The organism is Caballeronia sordidicola, from assembly GCF_002220365.1.
Lineage (GTDB): Bacteria > Pseudomonadota > Gammaproteobacteria > Burkholderiales > Burkholderiaceae > Caballeronia > Caballeronia sordidicola_C.
In genome coordinates this window covers 1-15,165 of the sequence record NZ_MTHB01000119.1, presented here as the reverse complement: position 1 = coordinate 15,165, position 15,165 = coordinate 1, and the positions used below count along the sequence as shown (strand labels likewise).

The window sequence follows — 15,165 nt, the reverse complement described above, 5'->3', positions numbered from 1 at the left end:
CGAGAGCCGAATGAACCCCGAAACCAACGATGTAAATGTCGAGCGCGCTTCAAAACTTGACACGGCCACACTCAGCGATGCCCTGGACCGATTGGGCATCGTGGGTCAATGTTACAAAATCAAACCTTGCGACAAAGGGTTCCGACTGACGGGCCGCGCTCATACCCTTTTATATGGGCCAGCCGCAAATCCGCCAGGAAATGTGGGCGATTTTATTGACGACGTCCCACCGGGCCACGTTGTCGCCATCGACGCGGGTGGGCGCGATGACACAACGATCTGGGGGGATATCCTCACAGAGATCGCCCATCGCCGTGGCATCGCAGGAACAGTAATCGACGGCATCAATCGCGATGTCGCGTTGTGCCTCGAACTGAAGTATCCGGTGTATAGCAGGGAGTCTTGGATGCGAACTGGCAAAGATCGTATCCAGATCGAGGCTCAAAACGTACCTATTACTCTCGGTGAAGTACGTGTACAGCCTGGCGACATTTTGCGCGGCGACGCCGATGGGGTGGTAGCCCTTCCCAGGCAGCACGAAGAGGCGATCCTCCGCGCAGCCGAGGAAATCGAAGAAGCCGAAAGCCACATCCGAAAGGCGATACGTGGCGGCATGCGACTCGACGAGGCGCGCAAGCAATATAAATATCACCAGCTGCAGACGCGCCAGAAATAAACTTGCCTCGACCACGATAATGCCCGCCATGACAATCGCCAAACTTGATCCCAGCACGACGACCTTCCCTGCCCCAGATCGGCTCGATCCCAAGTTGCTGGCAGCCGCACGTGAACTCGATGCGGCGACGCTGCATGAGGCTGCCGGCAAGATCGGAGTGCTTCCGCCAGCAATCAAGCCGGTCGGGCAGGGTTTCAAAATTTGCGGCACGGCAGTGCCGGTCCAGTGTCCGGGCGGCGATAACCTCTGGCTTCATCGGGCGCTCTCCGACGCGCAAGCGGGCGACGTACTAGTCGTCCACGTCTCGGGTCAATACGAGCACGGCTATTGGGGGGAAATCATGAGTACCGCGGCCAAGGCGCGCGGGCTTGCTGGACTGGTCATCGACGGTTGCGTACGCGATGTGACGCTGCTTGAGAACATCGGCTTCCCGGTATTTGCGCGAGGACTTTGCATACGCGGCACCAGCAAGGACTTCTCGGCGCGAGGATGGATTAACGCACCAACCTTATTTGATGATGTCACGGTGCACGCCGGCGATCTCATCGTCGGCGATGCCGATGGACTGGTCTGCATTCCGCGTGCACATATTCCAGCGGCGATCGATGCGGCGCGGCAGCGTGCTACTCGGGAAGCCGCTGAATGCTTGCAACTCGCGAACGGCGCGATGTCCACGCTCCAACTCTACGGATGGGAGTAAAACAATGGCCATTGATGTCAACGCCTTTCGCACCGGCATGCGCCGACTCGCCGGACACGTGTGTCTGGTGACGACCGTCCATCCCAATGGCGAGCGCGCCGGACTTACCGCCACAGCGGTCTGCTCGGTGTCGGCCGAACCTCCAACAATCCTGATCTGCGTTAATCGTCAGAACAGCTCCCATGCCGTCATTCGGGAGTCCAAGATTTTCGCGGTAAACGTCCTCGCTCTCGAAGATCAGGAACTGGCCAACCGATTCGCCAGCCGAATCGTTGGCGAAGAGCGTTTCAATGAGGGCTTGTGGACAACACTTGAGACCGGCGCGCCTGTATTAGAAAGTGCGCTAGTCAGTTTCGACTGCCGCATTGCCCAAGCGATTGAGGTCGGCACACACGGCATCGTCTTCGGTGCGATCGAAGCGATTCGGGTTCGACAGGCTGAGGCGAAACCATTGCTCTATGTCCATGGCTCGTACGGAGGTTTCGCCTCCGCAGGCGCATCCATGAGCCCGGAAGTACTGGGCATGCCGACTTGGGGACAAATTGAGAATTGAGTTCGGCAACGCGGTGCCACGAATTGCGCTCGCGGATTCAATTTTCAAACCGGAGGATCAATCAAAACATTTCGACACCAGCGCAACTGATTGGATGCGCAGACCACCTTTTGTCTCCGACTTGGATTATCAACGCCGCTTGGCACAGGGTCATGAATGATTAGTATCCAGACCGTCGAGGGGCAACTTAATGTACGCGCATTATCGAGGACCGATGAAAAATGCTGTTTAAGGAGCATGCGATGCGTAAAATGGTAAAAGCCTCCGTAAAAGTCGATGTCGAAAAAGTCGAGATTCGCGAGTTTGAGCGTCCATCAATTCCGTCCGCCGCGGCTTTGTTGCGGGTAGAGTCGGCCGGCGTCGGCGGCAGCGATCCCGAGCTGTATCGTAAGCCTAACCATGCACCCATCATCATGGGCCACGAGAACGTCGGCACTATCGACGAAATAGGTGCAGAGGCACAAGCACGATGGAAGGTGAAAGTAGGCGACCGTGTTGCACTACATGAATACTTACCATGCTGGAATTGCGAGTGGTGCTTGAAGGGAGATTTTCGTCTATGTATGGAGGTCGATTTCTTTAACGTCAAGGACCGTCTTAACACCTTGCGTTTCGGCATGAGCTCTTGCAATATTGCACCGCATCTGTGGGGAGGCTATGCGGAATACATGTACATGCCGATCAATACGGTTATGCACAAAATCCCCGCAGATATGCCGGCGAGTCACGCTACGCTCGCTGTACCGTTCGGCAACGGAGTTCAGTGGGCGGTAAGAGATGGTGGCGCGGGCCCGGGTAAAACTGTGCTCGTATTTGGTCCTGGCCAACAGGGGCTTGGGTGTGTGCTTGCGGCTAAAGAAGCCGGCTCAAAGACGGTTATTCTTGCCGGGCTGACGCGAGACCGCAGCAGACTCGATTTGGCATTGAGGTTAGGCGCCGACTTCGCGATAAACGTCGAAGAAGACGACCTCAAAAAACGCGTCATGGAAATTACCCTCGGTCGAGGGGTCGATGTTGTCGTCGATACCACCAGCGATCCATCCGGAGAGATCGCACAGTCCTCCATTGCGATGTCAGCCAAAGGCGCAACATTGAGTTTGAATGGATTGGGGCAAAGCGTCTCGATTGGAGAAATCAAAAGGCGGTACCTGACGATACGCGCACCACGTGGTCGCAGTTATCAGGCTGCTGAAACCGCCTTGGGGTACATCGGTTCGGGTAAGTATCCAATAGACGAAGTTTGCTCGCATAACTATGGCCTCCACCAGGTAGACACCGCGATAAAAGCTTCTGCGGGAAAACTAATTGCAGACGCCGTACACGTGACTGTCGATCCTTGGCTGCAAGAATAAATACCCTATGTTTCTCTATGTAGAATTGACTACTCGGCGATCGCTTCCGGCATTCGCAGCGGGAAGACTTATTGCGCCGCTGAGAGGATCGCATGGGTGGCATGGTCGATGCCTTACTGGAAAGCTCACGCACACGACCTCGGCGGGGAGAGTTCCCTCGCGATGACCGCGGACGCAGCGTTGTAGATGCTGACGCAACACCTATGAGTGTTTGACATCCGATCGTTAGCTTTACGCTCAATCACATCGTTGCGAAGCAGCGTTTTCGCTAACACTGACGCAGACTCTTGGTTCAATACTCCGATTGTTGCAACGGCGGTCTTAAGGTCGATGCAAAACCTCAAATGCCACGAGGACGAAACGATCTTCAACCCAGCCCGCTGTGGGCGTTGCAAACGCAGCGTTTCCCTGGGCGGCGCCGAAACCGCAGCGCGAACACCCGCCACGCACGTCGGGTTCGCCCGGCGTCTGCATCAGGCCTCAATCTATCAAGGTGAGCGCAGTCCAACCATTGGCGACGCATGCACGCGGTTGCCCCGCGTGCATGCGCAGTCTTGGAATGCAAGCACAGGGGGGAGAAGATTCGCCTGCATGACAACTCGTTCCAGCAATCAAAGCGCGACGGTTCCCGGCGTCTGTCAGTGAACAGGGGTCAGCGAAAGCTTGTTCGATACTGAGGTTACGCCGGACACCCCCTTCGCCACTTCTCCCGCCTTGGAGATCTGACCATCATTTGGAACTGTGCCCAGCAACGTGACAGTACCACCCCGTGTGCGCACAAAAATGTTAGTCGAGTCAACGCCTTTAGTCTTTCCTAACGCACGTCGAACATCACGATCCAGTTTGTGATCTGCGGCCTTGCTAGACGTTGCGGCGGCCTGCGGAGGGACGGAACTAGACGGAACCATGCTACTTGCCTGGCCATATGCGCTGAACGCGACGATGAGGCAAAGCCCAGCGCCTAGCGATTTCAAAAGAATGACTGCTTTCATGATGTTTTCCTTTGTCTTAAACGAACTTAAATGGCACGGTTAAATCACTTGCGATATGAGCCAAGTTGCCATCCGTTTCGCACGGTGCCCAATCCATATCGTTATCATGCATTCCGACCCGCATCTTTCGCTTTTGCCAGTGGGGAGCTGAGATAGGACCGAAACACGTCCAGCATATGAGTGCCCGTATTTTCCGCGCTTTGCCCCTCCTGAAACCGATGCCCGGATCCATGCGCCTCCAGTTGCCGCCTATGTCGGCCAGATCCCGTCGAGGCTCGTGCCATGGAGGCGCCCCCCTCGTTGAAAGCATCTTGCGATCAAAAGATGGATTTTGCGTTAGAAGCGATGCATTAACCCCACGGCTACCACCGACGCCACGTTCCCTGACGAAATGGTATTGGCAATGTCGGCCTGATACGCCCCGTTAGTTCGTTGCCAGACGCCCGTCAAATACACTGCCGTTCGCGTAGATAGCTCATCGGTAATCTGGAAAGCCGCCTGGTTAACGGCAACGTTCTTTAGCAGCGCGTTGCCATTTTCATAGGTGTAGGCAAGCCCGATTTTCCAGGTAGTAAAAACAACACGCGTCACCCCGCCTGAGAGCGAATACACCATTGCGCCGGTATAAGTATTTCTGGCATTACTGTACATTCCACCAACGTTAAATCCGGCAATCTCTGTACGACCACCGATGAGAACGTTGCTTAGGCCGTCTTTACCGTTATTGAGAACCTGATAGTTTTGCTCCGTATAAACAGCTGCGAGGTGGGTCTTGGCGTAGTCGAACTTGAGCGAAAAGCTCTTGCCGCTATCTTGTGAAAAGCCACCGGCGACACCACCGAAACTATACATTGCCCCTACCGATACGCCATATAAGCCATCGCTCACGAACTTGACGGCGTTCGGCATGCGGGTCCCGCCGGCGCGGTCCCAATTGATTGCAGAATATCCAGTCGTCGCACCTGTCGGTCCAATAATCGGGGCAAAATTACCCGGCACACTGCTAGCGTTTGCGGCAGCGAACTGAGCAGGTGTGGATAGTCCAGACAAGGCCGCGCCAAAACTTCCAGTGCGCTGATTGAATGTGCCGCCAGCAAAGCCGGTCGCAGTGTCAATGCCGCCCAAAAGGAAATCGTCAAAAGCAAAGTCGTTTTGTTCTCCAAGGCGGACTTGACCAAACCCGTTTTGCTTTAAGCCCACCCAGGCGGAGTCCTCAAAAAGCGCTCCGTGAGATTGTGCGTTGATTGCACCGGTCGCCAGCGTGATCAAAGAATCCAAGCTAAATATCGCGCTGGTCCCCCCACCCAAATCTTCGACGCCCCGGAAGTAAATCTTGGTTGGAAAGACTCCGGCGTTCTGAAATTTGTAGAGCGTATTGCCCCCGCTGTTGGCATATTCAGCTAGCCCTGCGTCAAGGAATCCACCTAGTGTGACGCTACTTTGCGCGTTGGCATCCGGCACAGCGGCCATTGCAAGTCCGCACAGGAGCAGCCCGGAAGCGGCGTGCTTTCGACGAATTTCCATTTTTGTCTCCTCTTTTGTCAACTTGTTCTGAAAGAATATGATTCATGACATGTGAAAAATAAACCCAGCGACCTCCTTAATACGTACGACTTATTATATTATTTTGGTTCAGACAGGTATCTTCGATGCATTTCGGCGGTTGAGGCCACGCCTACCCCCCGCAGCGCGCGCTCATCTTGATCTGTCAAAACTGCGCATGTTTCATCGGCTCCGTAGGAGGGGCTCGACTTCTTCTGACCTTTGACCTCCGACATAGACCTTGACGTGCCGTCGCATTGAGCGCCGCCTAGCCTCGTTTTCACCTTGCTACGACGTGGCGCAACTGAAGCTGGACACGGAGTTTATGTCGCCACTACCGTTGTACTTGGGCCATGCGGGATAGACACATAGGGGACGAGACCGAGTTGCACCTTTATTTCCGTCACTTGCGGTAAGCGTTCCAGGCGTGTTGCCTTGTGTCACCCAGGAATCAATCACAGTGAGTGGGTCCCATTGCGCGTTGAAGATTCCACTTCCGTGCCCAAAACCGGGAACAATATAGAAGCGCACAAATTGATCGAGCGATGCTTGACCTAACGTGCTGATCATCTGGTTGTAATAGTTAATCGTGTTGTACGGCGAGACCGCCTCATCGGCAGTACCGTGAAGCAGGATCAGCTTTCCCCCGCGGGCCTTGAAAGCAGATATGTCCGGGTTAGTCGTTTCGAGGACCGTCGACACAGCAACAATCTGCGGCTGATAATCATCGGGATTAAAACCGTTGATCGAATCGATATTAGGGTTGTTCGTGAAATAGTAACGCACCGATGGATCGGAGATCAGGTACTGGAAGGCATCCGTAGCGGCTGGAGGATGCGACGGTGTCCGGGATGCGCCGAACCCGGTTAGAAACTTTGCGCCTTCGAGAATGGACCAGTGAGGAAAGGTCTGCTGTCCATCGGCAAGCGGGAAATCGAGTTTGAATGGAGAGTCGAGTGTATTTACAGCAGCAATCTGAGTGTCGGACAAGCAAGTATCACCGGCGTCGGTGCCCCCTGGGCAGCGCAATGTCTGTTGCACTGTCTGGATCGTGAACTCCGCTTGGCACGCAGCAACATTGCTGATAATCCCGTCCTTGACGCCATCCAGACCATCGCAGGTATTGTAGACAGCATTCTGAAGCAAGGCGATCTTGTTCGGGTCCAGCCAGCCTGCGCCGGCATTTCCATATATTGTTTTTGCGAACGCATTTGAGGCTAGTTGGAGCAACGCCGAGTTGTACGTCGGGTACATGGCAACAGCCCCATCATAATCTTGGGGATATCGCTGAACGGCGATGAACGCCTCATGGCCGCCTTGGGAGCCACCAATAAAATACGTGTACTGCGACTTCTTGCCGTAACGAATCTGCGCCAGTGCCAATGCGGAGTCGTGCGTCTTCTTGATCTGGTCGCCGCCGAAGTTGTGGAAAGACTCTTGATTTGAAATGAAAGATTTATCGGACGTGCCCTGATGGCCGGAGTCGCTCCCGAAGGTCACATAACCTTGTGCTACAGGGGTCGCAGCAGTCGCAGTAGCACCCGGGTAGATACCAAGGCCGGTGACCAGAACGCCATCAGAGGCGGCGCCGCCAAGTTGTAACGCTTTGCCGTTCCAGGTCGACGGGAGATTGACTTCGAAATTGATGTTAAGAGCGCTCGGATCGACTGGGGAGATCACACCCAATACCTTACAATATTCACCGTCGGCATTCCCCGCCGTATCCGCAGTGAAGAATGTTGCCGACACGACTTTGGCACCCGTAGTTGGAAGTCCGATTGAAGCGGCGGGAACTGCGGTGTTGGTCAAAGCACTACAGGCGGCACGAGCCACCGCTTGCGGAGACGAATCCTCGTGCGAATCGCCGCATGCTGAGAGCAAAAAAAATGAAGTAATCAAGATTACTACACGGGCGCAGTTCGACGCGTCACGCCTCAAGGACAGTTTCATTGAAAGTCTCCGTAGTCGGGATCAGGGAGATGTCCCGACAATCGTTAGTTTGTGGAAGCTAGTAAGACCTACCGTGGGTAATACACGCGAGCTGCGGTGTCGTAAAGCACTGCTCGCCGCTCCGCATCGCCTAGTTGAGCAGTTGCGCGCCGCGCGGCGCGCACCATGTCGCCATAGCTGCCCGCCGTTTGTCCAATGTCGGACCCCCACATGATCCGCTCCGCACCGAAAACATCGACTATGCGGCGTACCACTAAAGCGGGGTCAAGACCTGCAGCATCAATGCGGTTGAGGTTGATGGTGCTGAGCTTCATCGTGACGTTCTTGAATGCAGAGAGCGCTTGCAAGGATGCATCGATCCCATATTCTGGCGCACCCTCATCGACGGCGAGATTCGAGATGTGATCTACGACAACCAGGGCATCCGGGTACCGCTCAAGCACGCTTAGCAATGCCACCAAACCTGCTTGTCGATTGAACTTCAGAAAGAACAGGCAGATCGATATCTCGTTCTCAATGGCTTCATCCCAGATCCGTAACGAAGCGTCTGATGCGAACCAGTCGGTTTCCGGCAGACGTTTGGCAGGATCGACTCCAGCGCCCAACGATGCCGGCATCAGGCGAATACCGATGGCGCCTCGTTCGATTGTCCAATAGCGAAATGTAGCAAGTGCATCGGGAGCAAGCGCATCGAGGCAACAGACAGCGGAAAAGCGATCGGGATGGGCGGCCGCAGAGTCGACAATGTAACTATTGTCGTACCCGTAAACGGTCCCGCGCTGTACAAGGACCGTACGTTCGACGTCATTTTCGTCCATCAACGTCAGCAAACGTTCGGCGGGCATCGGATTGTCAAGCGCGCCTTTGCTCAGCGTGCCAGTCAAAGGCGCGGGTGGATAGCTTCCTGTGTCTGCGGTTACGATATGCGAATGGCTGTCGAACATGAAATCTCCAAATGTGAACATCTGGTAGTGCTTTATTTAGGCTATCGAGGCACGCATTCCGCTCCTCGACATGCGCCTGATAAAAGCGCCCCATTGCGCGTGCCGATATATCGGGTGGCAATCTTAACGACGTCAGACAGATCGTGACCGGTTGCCCAAAGACCGAGACGGTCGTCCCGCGCCTCCGTCCAATAAAGAAGCTTGTAAACGAATACGAGCAAAAGCAGCACTGAGCGGCTTGACGCGCAATCTGGGCGTCGCCGCGATTAATCAGTTGAAGTCTAGTAAGGCTTTCTGAAAATTTGCGCCGTCGGAACCGGCGCAATCGCGAATGCAGAGGGACTATGCGAGCCATACGCTAGGGATGACGGCCGTGCTCGCCCAAACCCGGCGCATTTCGCGCATTGTGCACTCGCGCTGGTCGTCCTCCGGGATCTTGTAAGTACCAAGCGACGGGGATCGACGATATACGATCCCGGCACCTTCGCTAGCGCCGAAGGTAGGAACTGCGATGCCAATTTGACCCATCTCATATCGCTTGTCTCCAGATTCTTTTTCAAGTTCGGAACTAGATCTTATCTTTGACGCGTAGCTTATTCACCCCTTAACGACGCATCCACTATCACCTAGTTGGCTGCTTTGTTGAAATGAAAATATGGAAGACATACATGCCAAAACTTACATGTCACGCTGCCATCCAACTTTGGCAAATTAGGCGCCGGCACACCTCGAAGCCCGGAAAAGCACCATCGATGAAGCGGCTTAAAAACTCAAGCGCAAGTAGCACGGCGAGCGCGACGACACCGGGCCCGAGTGACCGTCACTCGAGGCCGGTTCGCAAATTCACCTCTGTCATCCGGTCAAGGGATTCATTGCTATGCTCACAGGAGGGGCGCTGCGGTGCCCGCAGCGTCATTTCGATGGCAGGGACATCCAGTCCTGACGCTGCGCCGCCGTGCTGTGGTCTCGCGCAGCATTAGCGAGCCAAGGACACCCGGTTACTGCTTATCGCCGACTCACAATGGGGCAGGCTCGCCACGTCGATCAGCACGTCAGGATTGACAGATTGCAGGTGAGCGGCCCGGAGACTGCCGTCGCTCAGTCCCGCTTATTACTCTCCAATCATCGTCGGCAGGTCATGGCTCTGCTCGTGCGGAACCTGCTTGAGCAAATCCAGCGCGACATCGACGATCATATCCTCCTGGCCACCGACCATCTTGCGCTTGCCGAGTTCGACGAGGATGTCTACCGTCTTCAGGTCGTATCGTTTCGCCGCCACTTCAGCGTGACGCAGGAAGCTCGAATACACACCAGCGTAACCCAACGCAAGCGTCTCCCGGTCCACCCGAACCGGCCGGTCCTGGAGTGGACGAACGAGGTCGTCGGCGGCATCCATCAGTTTGTACAGGTCGCAGCCGTGGTGCCAGCCCTGCCGCTCCGCGGCTGCGATAAATACTTCGAGCGGCGCATTGCCCGCACCTGCGCCCATGCCCGCCAGACTTGCATCGACACGGTCGCAACCCTCTTCTATCGCCACCAGCGAGTTGGCTACTCCAAGGCTCAGGTTGTGATGGGCGTGCATGCCAGTTTCCGTCCCGGCCTTAAGCGCGTCCTTGAACGCGCGAAAACGGTCTCGCACATCGTTCATGCCCAACGCACCGCCCGAGTCCACCACATACACGCAGGACGCGCCGTAGCTCTCCATCAGCTTCGCTTGCTCAGCAAGTTTTTGCGGCGTCGTCATGTGACTCATCATCAGGAAGCCGACCGGGTCCATCCCCAGCTCGCGAGCGAATTCCAGATGCTGACGCGATACATCCGCCTCGGTGCAGTGCGTTGCAACCCTGACGATGCGCGCGCCCGCATCGAATGCATTGCGTAGGTCGTGGATGGTGCCAATACCAGGAATCAGCAGCGTTGCGATCTTCGCTGTCTTCACGCTTTCAGCGGCAGCGGCAATCCATTCCACGTCGCTATGCGCGCCGAACCCGTAGTTGAAACTCGAGCCTTCGATACCATCGCCATGTGCCACTTCGATGCTGTCGACGCCCGCTACATCCAGCGCCTGCGCAATCGCCTTGACGTTCGCGATGCTGTATTGATGGCGAATCGCGTGACTGCCGTCGCGCAGCGTGACGTCGGAGATATAAAGTTTTTTTGTCGTCATTGCACAGTCTCCTGATTTTTCCGATCGCCACGGGCCACACCGGCTTCCATGCGGCGACGCGCCATCATGTCACCGCAAGCGAGCGCGGCGGAAGTCATGATGTCAAGATTGCCCGCGTACGACGGCAAGTAGTGCGCCGCGCCCTCCACTTCGAGAAACACCGATGTCTTGAGTCCATGCATGGGTCCCAGACCCGGCACGTTCAGCGGCTTCGACGGATCGATCACATCGAACTGGACTTCCTGCTTCAGACGGTAACCCGGCACATAGGCCTGTACGCTCGCGACCATTGCCTCGATGCTCGCAAGCAGCGCCGCCTGATCCACGAGGTCCGACAGAACGAACACTGTGTCGCGCATGATGAGCGGCGGCTCTGCGGGATTCAGCACAATGATCGCCTTGCCGCGCGTGGCGCCGCCCAGCTTCTCAATTGCACTGCGCGTCGTCTCAGTGAACTCGTCGATATTTGCACGCGTGCCGGGGCCCGCGGACTTGCTAGATATCGACGCCACGATTTCTGCATAATGCACCTTGGCCACCCGCGACACCGCCGCGACGATAGGAATGGTCGCCTGACCGCCGCACGTGACCATGTTCATGTTGGCCGCGTTCTCGGCTTCAAGGTTGATCGCGGGAATCACATACGGGCCGATAGCCGCGGGCGTCAGGTCGATCACCTGGACGCCATGCGCCTGGAGGACATCGTTGTGACGCTTGTGGGCGCCGGCTGATGTTGCGTCAAAGACGATGTCAATGTCCTTGAAAACGTCGAGCTCAAGCAAGCCGTCCAGGCCCTCGGCCGTGGTCGCCACGCCCAGCCGCTGAGCTCTTGCGAGGCCGTCGGATGCGGGGTCCACGCCCACCATCGCGCCCATCTCCAGATGCTTGCTGTTACGCATCACCTTGATCATCAGATCGGTGCCAATATTGCCCGGTCCGATGATTGCCACTTTCACTTTTCTGTTCATGCTGTTTCCCATCTCCGCAGCTAAAGGTTTCGGGGTTGCCGTCTTCGTTAATTCTTCACATGAAAGCCGGCGCTCCCGAGGCGTTCCATTTCGACTGCGATGTACTGGCCCGGCTTGATCCATTCGGCGGGCGTGGCGCCCCCTGCCATAACAATCCAGCCCGCCTGCAAGGGCTCGCCCGCAAGCGCGGATAGCCGCGCGGCTGCGACCAGCGAGCGCAATGGATGGCCAAGCAAGGCCGCGGTCGAGCCGACCTGCACCACGCGTCCATCGATGGTCAGCGTCAACCCGAGGTTGCCGAAATCAATTTGCGGACTGCACCATGGCCCGATCACGAACCCGCTCGACGAAGCGTTGTCTGCGATCACTTCCGGCAGCGTGAACTTGAAGTCCTTGTAGCGCGAATCGATAATCTCCAGCGCCGGCGCAATGGCTTCCACTGCTGCGAGCGCTTCGGGACCGGTCACATTGCCGGACAGCGGACGCTTGAGCACGAACGCGATCTCCGGTTCAACACGCGGATGCACGAAACGCGAGAAGTCGACAGCCGTCCCCTCTTCGATCTGCATGCCCGCCGTCAGGCGTCCCCAGATCACATCAGACAGTCCCATCTGGATCATCTTCGCGCGGCTCGTGAAACCCATCTTTACGCCGACACGATGCTCGCCGCGCGTCACCCGGCGTTCAATGGATGCCGCTTGAATTGCGTACGCTTCGTCGAGCGACAAGTGGCCTTCAGTGTCGAACTGGGAGACTTCGTTGGCGTTGCGGGCGGCGTCGTCGAGGAGCGTTGCGTAGTCGAGAATGTTGCTCATCATCGTGCCTCGCCCGAGTCGTGTTCAAACACCGCCCGCACGGAACCGAGTCCGTTGATGCGGGTTTCAAAGATGTCGCCGAGTGTGACCGGGACCATTGGACCCAACGCGCCGGACAACACAAGGTCGCCTGCCTTGAGCGGCGTGCCCAAGCCGGCCATCGTGCGCGCAAGCCAGACGACTGCGTTGATTGGATTACCCAGGCAGGCCGCGCCCGCGCCGACCGAGACCGGCTCGCCGCGCCGCTCAATCACCATGCCGCACAAACGCAAGTCGAACTCCGAAAGTCTGCGCGGACTGTTGCCGATCACGAATGCTGACGACGATGCGTTGTCCGCGATGGTGTCGCTGATGCGGATGTCCCATTTCGCAATCCGGCTTCCCACGATTTCAAGCGCGGGCAGCGCGTACTCGATCGCGTTGAGCACGTCGAGCGGGCCTGGATTCGGCATAGTAATATCTCGGCCGATCACGAACGCCACCTCGGCTTCAATCTTCGGTTGCGTGAGGATTGATGTAGGGATCGGTTCGCCGTCGCCATAGGCCATGTCGTCGAAGAGCATGCCGAAATCGGGACGATCCACGCCGAGTTGTTTTTGCACCGCGACCGATGTCAGCCCGATCTTGCAACCCACCAAGCGGTGTCCTTCTTTCAACCGCCGGTCAGTGTTGAAGCGTTGCACGGCGTACGCAGATTCGATGCTGAGTTGCTCATACGTCTCTCTCAACGGCGCGATGAATTGACCGGTGCGCGCGGCATCGAATAACGCGTTCGCAGCTTGCTCAATAAGCTTAGGCGTCATCTCTCCTCCTGCTGTTGAGCAGCTGCAGCGGTCTCATCCTTGGTCTGGTCGCCTACGGCCCAGTGCGTTGCAGGCACGACCGTCGCAATGACCCGGATGGATGCGAGCGGCGCGCCGAGCGTTTCGTGGATCGTGCGTGCGACTGCTTTGATGCACGCTTTCACGGTGGCATCGTCACGTCCTTCAATGAGCGAAATGTGCACGATTGGCATGGCTGTCCCTATATGACTTCCGACGGATTCGATGGAGTGGCCGGTGCCACGATTGCGCCGCCCGGGTACTTCCTGAGCTACCGTCATCAATGATGGGCACGCAGAAGATTATTCATATTGCTCAAGCGTCTGTATCAAAACTGCATGGCCGACACCGTACCAATTCACCTGGAAGAGCAGCAATTCGATCGGCTCGAACCAGATCGGTGATATGTGACGTTTGGCTGTCCGCGGCAGCCATGCCAGTAACGCCAAAACACAAGAACAGCAACATCCGGTTTTATTGGAATCAGAAACGTCGTGATGATAAAACGCGTCATTAGTGAGCTCGGTTCAATCGTTCGAGATACCAATTGAACTACTCTCGAGCCCTATTAGCAAATGAAGATCTGTGCGACTTGCATACCAACTTTTGAATGGGCGGTTTCAAACCGAAGCGCAACAGGAGGGTCTAGTGTTTAGAGCCTTGAGTTTGGCTGGCTGAGGCAAGTGTCGCAGCGAAGACCTCGAATGGCGAATGGAACGCGTGAGTTGCTCGGGGCCGACTGTTCAGACTGTCGGCAATGGCATCGAGTTCGTCCTGACTGCAGACAGAGAGGTCGGTGCCTTTGGGCAGATATTGGCGAAGCAACCCGTTGGTGTTCTCGCAGGTTCCGCGTTGCCAGGGGCTATGTGGGTCACAGAAGTAGATGTTCACGCCAGTGGCGGCGGCAAGCTCCTTATGCCGCGACATCTCTTTGCCCTGGTCGTAGGTAAAGCTTTGCCGCAGCGGTGCGACAATCGAATTTAGTTTGGCGGAGAAGCCTGCTAACGCGGACTCGGCGGTAGCGTCTTCCATCTTGGCGAGTAGCACCAGGCGGCTGGTCCGTTCGACCAGAACGCCGACAGAAGATTGGTTGCCCGCGCCCTTGATGAAGTCACCTTCCCAGTGACCCGGCAGCAACCGGTCTTCAATTTCAGGCGGCCGTACGTGGATACTGACCATATCGGGAATCTGCCCGCGCCGGTCTGTGCCGCGCGTGCGGGGCATGCGGGTGCTGTGACCGTGGCGCAAGCAGGCAATGAGCTGACGGCGCAGCTCGCCACGCGGTTGAGCGTAGATGGCCGTGTAGATCGTTTCGTGTGAAACGTGCTGGGTGGAGTCTGTAGGATAATTGGGTAGCCACGTCTCCTCTCGGAAACGCGGCCCCCGAAGAACTGTACGTGCGAGTTTCCCCGCATACAGCTCGAGCACAGCATTAAACGTCATACTGACGCCGGTCATACCAGCTTTCATACGACCTTCGCAAACGTCACATCGTTGATTCGCCTCATTGCTGAGGCGAGAGGCGCTGAACCGTAGCCCCACCGGTTACTCACAAGCTGCCCCTCGTTGAATCTAAAACGCTGATCTGCGACAACTGCACCACGCGGAAGTCTGCACCCTTTCAGGTCGGGGCAAAGCTCGAACCCCTGTGCGACCCATTACAGGCCGCCGTTCGCTTTCTCCGC

13 protein-coding genes and 1 pseudogene are annotated in these 15,165 nt (G+C 56.6%); 4 read left to right on the top strand and 10 right to left on the bottom strand.

The window, feature by feature from the left end; translation table 11 throughout:
• Positions 1-10 precede the first annotated feature (10 nt).
• The 4 genes from BSU04_RS19355 to BSU04_RS19340 all read left to right on the top strand — a co-directional run bounded on the left by BSU04_RS19355 (position 11) and on the right by BSU04_RS19340 (position 3,281).
• The gene (locus tag BSU04_RS19355; protein WP_089162147.1) at positions 11-676 is read left to right on the top strand and encodes an RraA family protein; all 666 of its coding nucleotides are present in this window, start codon (positions 11-13) and stop codon (positions 674-676) included.
• Between the two features lie 28 nt (positions 677-704).
• The gene (locus tag BSU04_RS19350) at positions 705-1,376 is read left to right on the top strand and encodes a 4-carboxy-4-hydroxy-2-oxoadipate aldolase/oxaloacetate decarboxylase (RefSeq protein WP_089162172.1); all 672 of its coding nucleotides are present in this window, start codon (positions 705-707) and stop codon (positions 1,374-1,376) included.
• Between the two features lie 4 nt (positions 1,377-1,380).
• Entirely contained in the window at positions 1,381-1,929 is a 549-nt protein-coding gene (locus BSU04_RS19345) for a flavin reductase family protein (RefSeq protein ID WP_089162146.1), read from the top strand.
• A gap of 242 nt (positions 1,930-2,171) precedes the next feature.
• Positions 2,172-3,281 (top strand): zinc-dependent alcohol dehydrogenase, encoded by a 1,110-nt coding sequence (locus BSU04_RS19340; protein WP_089162171.1) that lies wholly within the window; start codon positions 2,172-2,174, stop codon positions 3,279-3,281.
• A 638-nt stretch (positions 3,282-3,919) separates the two neighbouring features.
• Here BSU04_RS19340 and BSU04_RS19335 read toward each other — a convergent pair.
• The 10 genes and pseudogenes from BSU04_RS19335 to BSU04_RS19290 all read right to left on the bottom strand — a co-directional run.
• Positions 3,920-4,273, bottom strand: coding sequence for a BON domain-containing protein (locus tag BSU04_RS19335; protein ID WP_089162145.1), 354 nt, complete (start codon positions 4,271-4,273; stop codon positions 3,920-3,922).
• A gap of 336 nt (positions 4,274-4,609) precedes the next feature.
• On the bottom strand, positions 4,610-5,797 hold the full coding sequence (locus tag BSU04_RS19330) for a porin (protein WP_089162144.1): 1,188 nt from the start codon (positions 5,795-5,797) through the stop codon (positions 4,610-4,612).
• A 306-nt stretch (positions 5,798-6,103) separates the two neighbouring features.
• Positions 6,104-7,765 (bottom strand): tannase/feruloyl esterase family alpha/beta hydrolase, encoded by a 1,662-nt coding sequence (locus tag BSU04_RS19325; RefSeq protein ID WP_089162143.1) that lies wholly within the window; start codon positions 7,763-7,765, stop codon positions 6,104-6,106.
• A 68-nt stretch (positions 7,766-7,833) separates the two neighbouring features.
• A complete protein-coding gene (locus BSU04_RS19320; protein ID WP_179258365.1) occupies positions 7,834-8,709 on the bottom strand; it encodes an amidohydrolase family protein in 876 nt (291 codons plus the stop codon).
• A 1,111-nt stretch (positions 8,710-9,820) separates the two neighbouring features.
• On the bottom strand, positions 9,821-10,876 hold the full coding sequence (gene dmpG / locus BSU04_RS19315) for a 4-hydroxy-2-oxovalerate aldolase (protein WP_089162141.1): 1,056 nt from the start codon (positions 10,874-10,876) through the stop codon (positions 9,821-9,823).
• On the bottom strand, positions 10,873-11,844 hold the full coding sequence (locus tag BSU04_RS19310; RefSeq protein ID WP_089162170.1) for an acetaldehyde dehydrogenase (acetylating): 972 nt from the start codon (positions 11,842-11,844) through the stop codon (positions 10,873-10,875). Before BSU04_RS19310 ends, dmpG begins: the two co-directional genes overlap by 4 nt.
• 47 nt (positions 11,845-11,891) lie before the next feature.
• Complete coding sequence (locus tag BSU04_RS19305) at positions 11,892-12,659, bottom strand: 2-keto-4-pentenoate hydratase (protein ID WP_089162169.1); 768 nt, start codon at positions 12,657-12,659, stop codon at positions 11,892-11,894.
• A complete protein-coding gene (locus BSU04_RS19300) occupies positions 12,659-13,462 on the bottom strand; it encodes a 2-keto-4-pentenoate hydratase (protein WP_089162140.1) in 804 nt (267 codons plus the stop codon). Before BSU04_RS19300 ends, BSU04_RS19305 begins: the two co-directional genes overlap by 1 nt.
• Complete coding sequence (locus tag BSU04_RS19295) at positions 13,459-13,674, bottom strand: tautomerase family protein (protein ID WP_089162139.1); 216 nt, start codon at positions 13,672-13,674, stop codon at positions 13,459-13,461. The genes BSU04_RS19300 and BSU04_RS19295 overlap by 4 nt, the downstream gene beginning before the upstream one ends.
• 451 nt (positions 13,675-14,125) lie before the next feature.
• A pseudogene (locus tag BSU04_RS19290) lies at positions 14,126-14,830 on the bottom strand (IS30 family transposase); the annotation flags it as partial.
• Positions 14,831-15,165: the final 335 nt, after the last annotated feature.

Bases quoted from the DNA above. Each gene is read 5' to 3' on its own strand.
- BSU04_RS19340 (WP_089162171.1), top strand. From the start codon at position 2,172: ATGCGTAAAATGGTAAAAGCCTCCGTAAAAGTCGATGTCGAAAAAGTC.
- BSU04_RS19295 (WP_089162139.1), bottom strand. From the start codon at position 13,674: ATGCCAATCGTGCACATTTCGCTCATTGAAGGACGTGACGATGCCACC.
- BSU04_RS19355 (WP_089162147.1), top strand. From the start codon at position 11: ATGAACCCCGAAACCAACGATGTAAATGTCGAGCGCGCTTCAAAACTT.
- BSU04_RS19335 (WP_089162145.1), bottom strand. From the start codon at position 4,273: ATGAAAGCAGTCATTCTTTTGAAATCGCTAGGCGCTGGGCTTTGCCTC.
- BSU04_RS19305 (WP_089162169.1), bottom strand. From the start codon at position 12,659: ATGAGCAACATTCTCGACTACGCAACGCTCCTCGACGACGCCGCCCGC.
- BSU04_RS19325 (WP_089162143.1), bottom strand. From the start codon at position 7,765: ATGAAACTGTCCTTGAGGCGTGACGCGTCGAACTGCGCCCGTGTAGTA.
- dmpG (WP_089162141.1), bottom strand. From the start codon at position 10,876: ATGACGACAAAAAAACTTTATATCTCCGACGTCACGCTGCGCGACGGC.
- BSU04_RS19310 (WP_089162170.1), bottom strand. From the start codon at position 11,844: ATGAACAGAAAAGTGAAAGTGGCAATCATCGGACCGGGCAATATTGGC.
- BSU04_RS19350 (WP_089162172.1), top strand. From the start codon at position 705: ATGACAATCGCCAAACTTGATCCCAGCACGACGACCTTCCCTGCCCCA.
- BSU04_RS19300 (WP_089162140.1), bottom strand. From the start codon at position 13,462: ATGACGCCTAAGCTTATTGAGCAAGCTGCGAACGCGTTATTCGATGCC.
- BSU04_RS19330 (WP_089162144.1), bottom strand. From the start codon at position 5,797: ATGGAAATTCGTCGAAAGCACGCCGCTTCCGGGCTGCTCCTGTGCGGA.
- BSU04_RS19320 (WP_179258365.1), bottom strand. From the start codon at position 8,709: ATGTTCGACAGCCATTCGCATATCGTAACCGCAGACACAGGAAGCTAT.
- BSU04_RS19345 (WP_089162146.1), top strand. From the start codon at position 1,381: ATGGCCATTGATGTCAACGCCTTTCGCACCGGCATGCGCCGACTCGCC.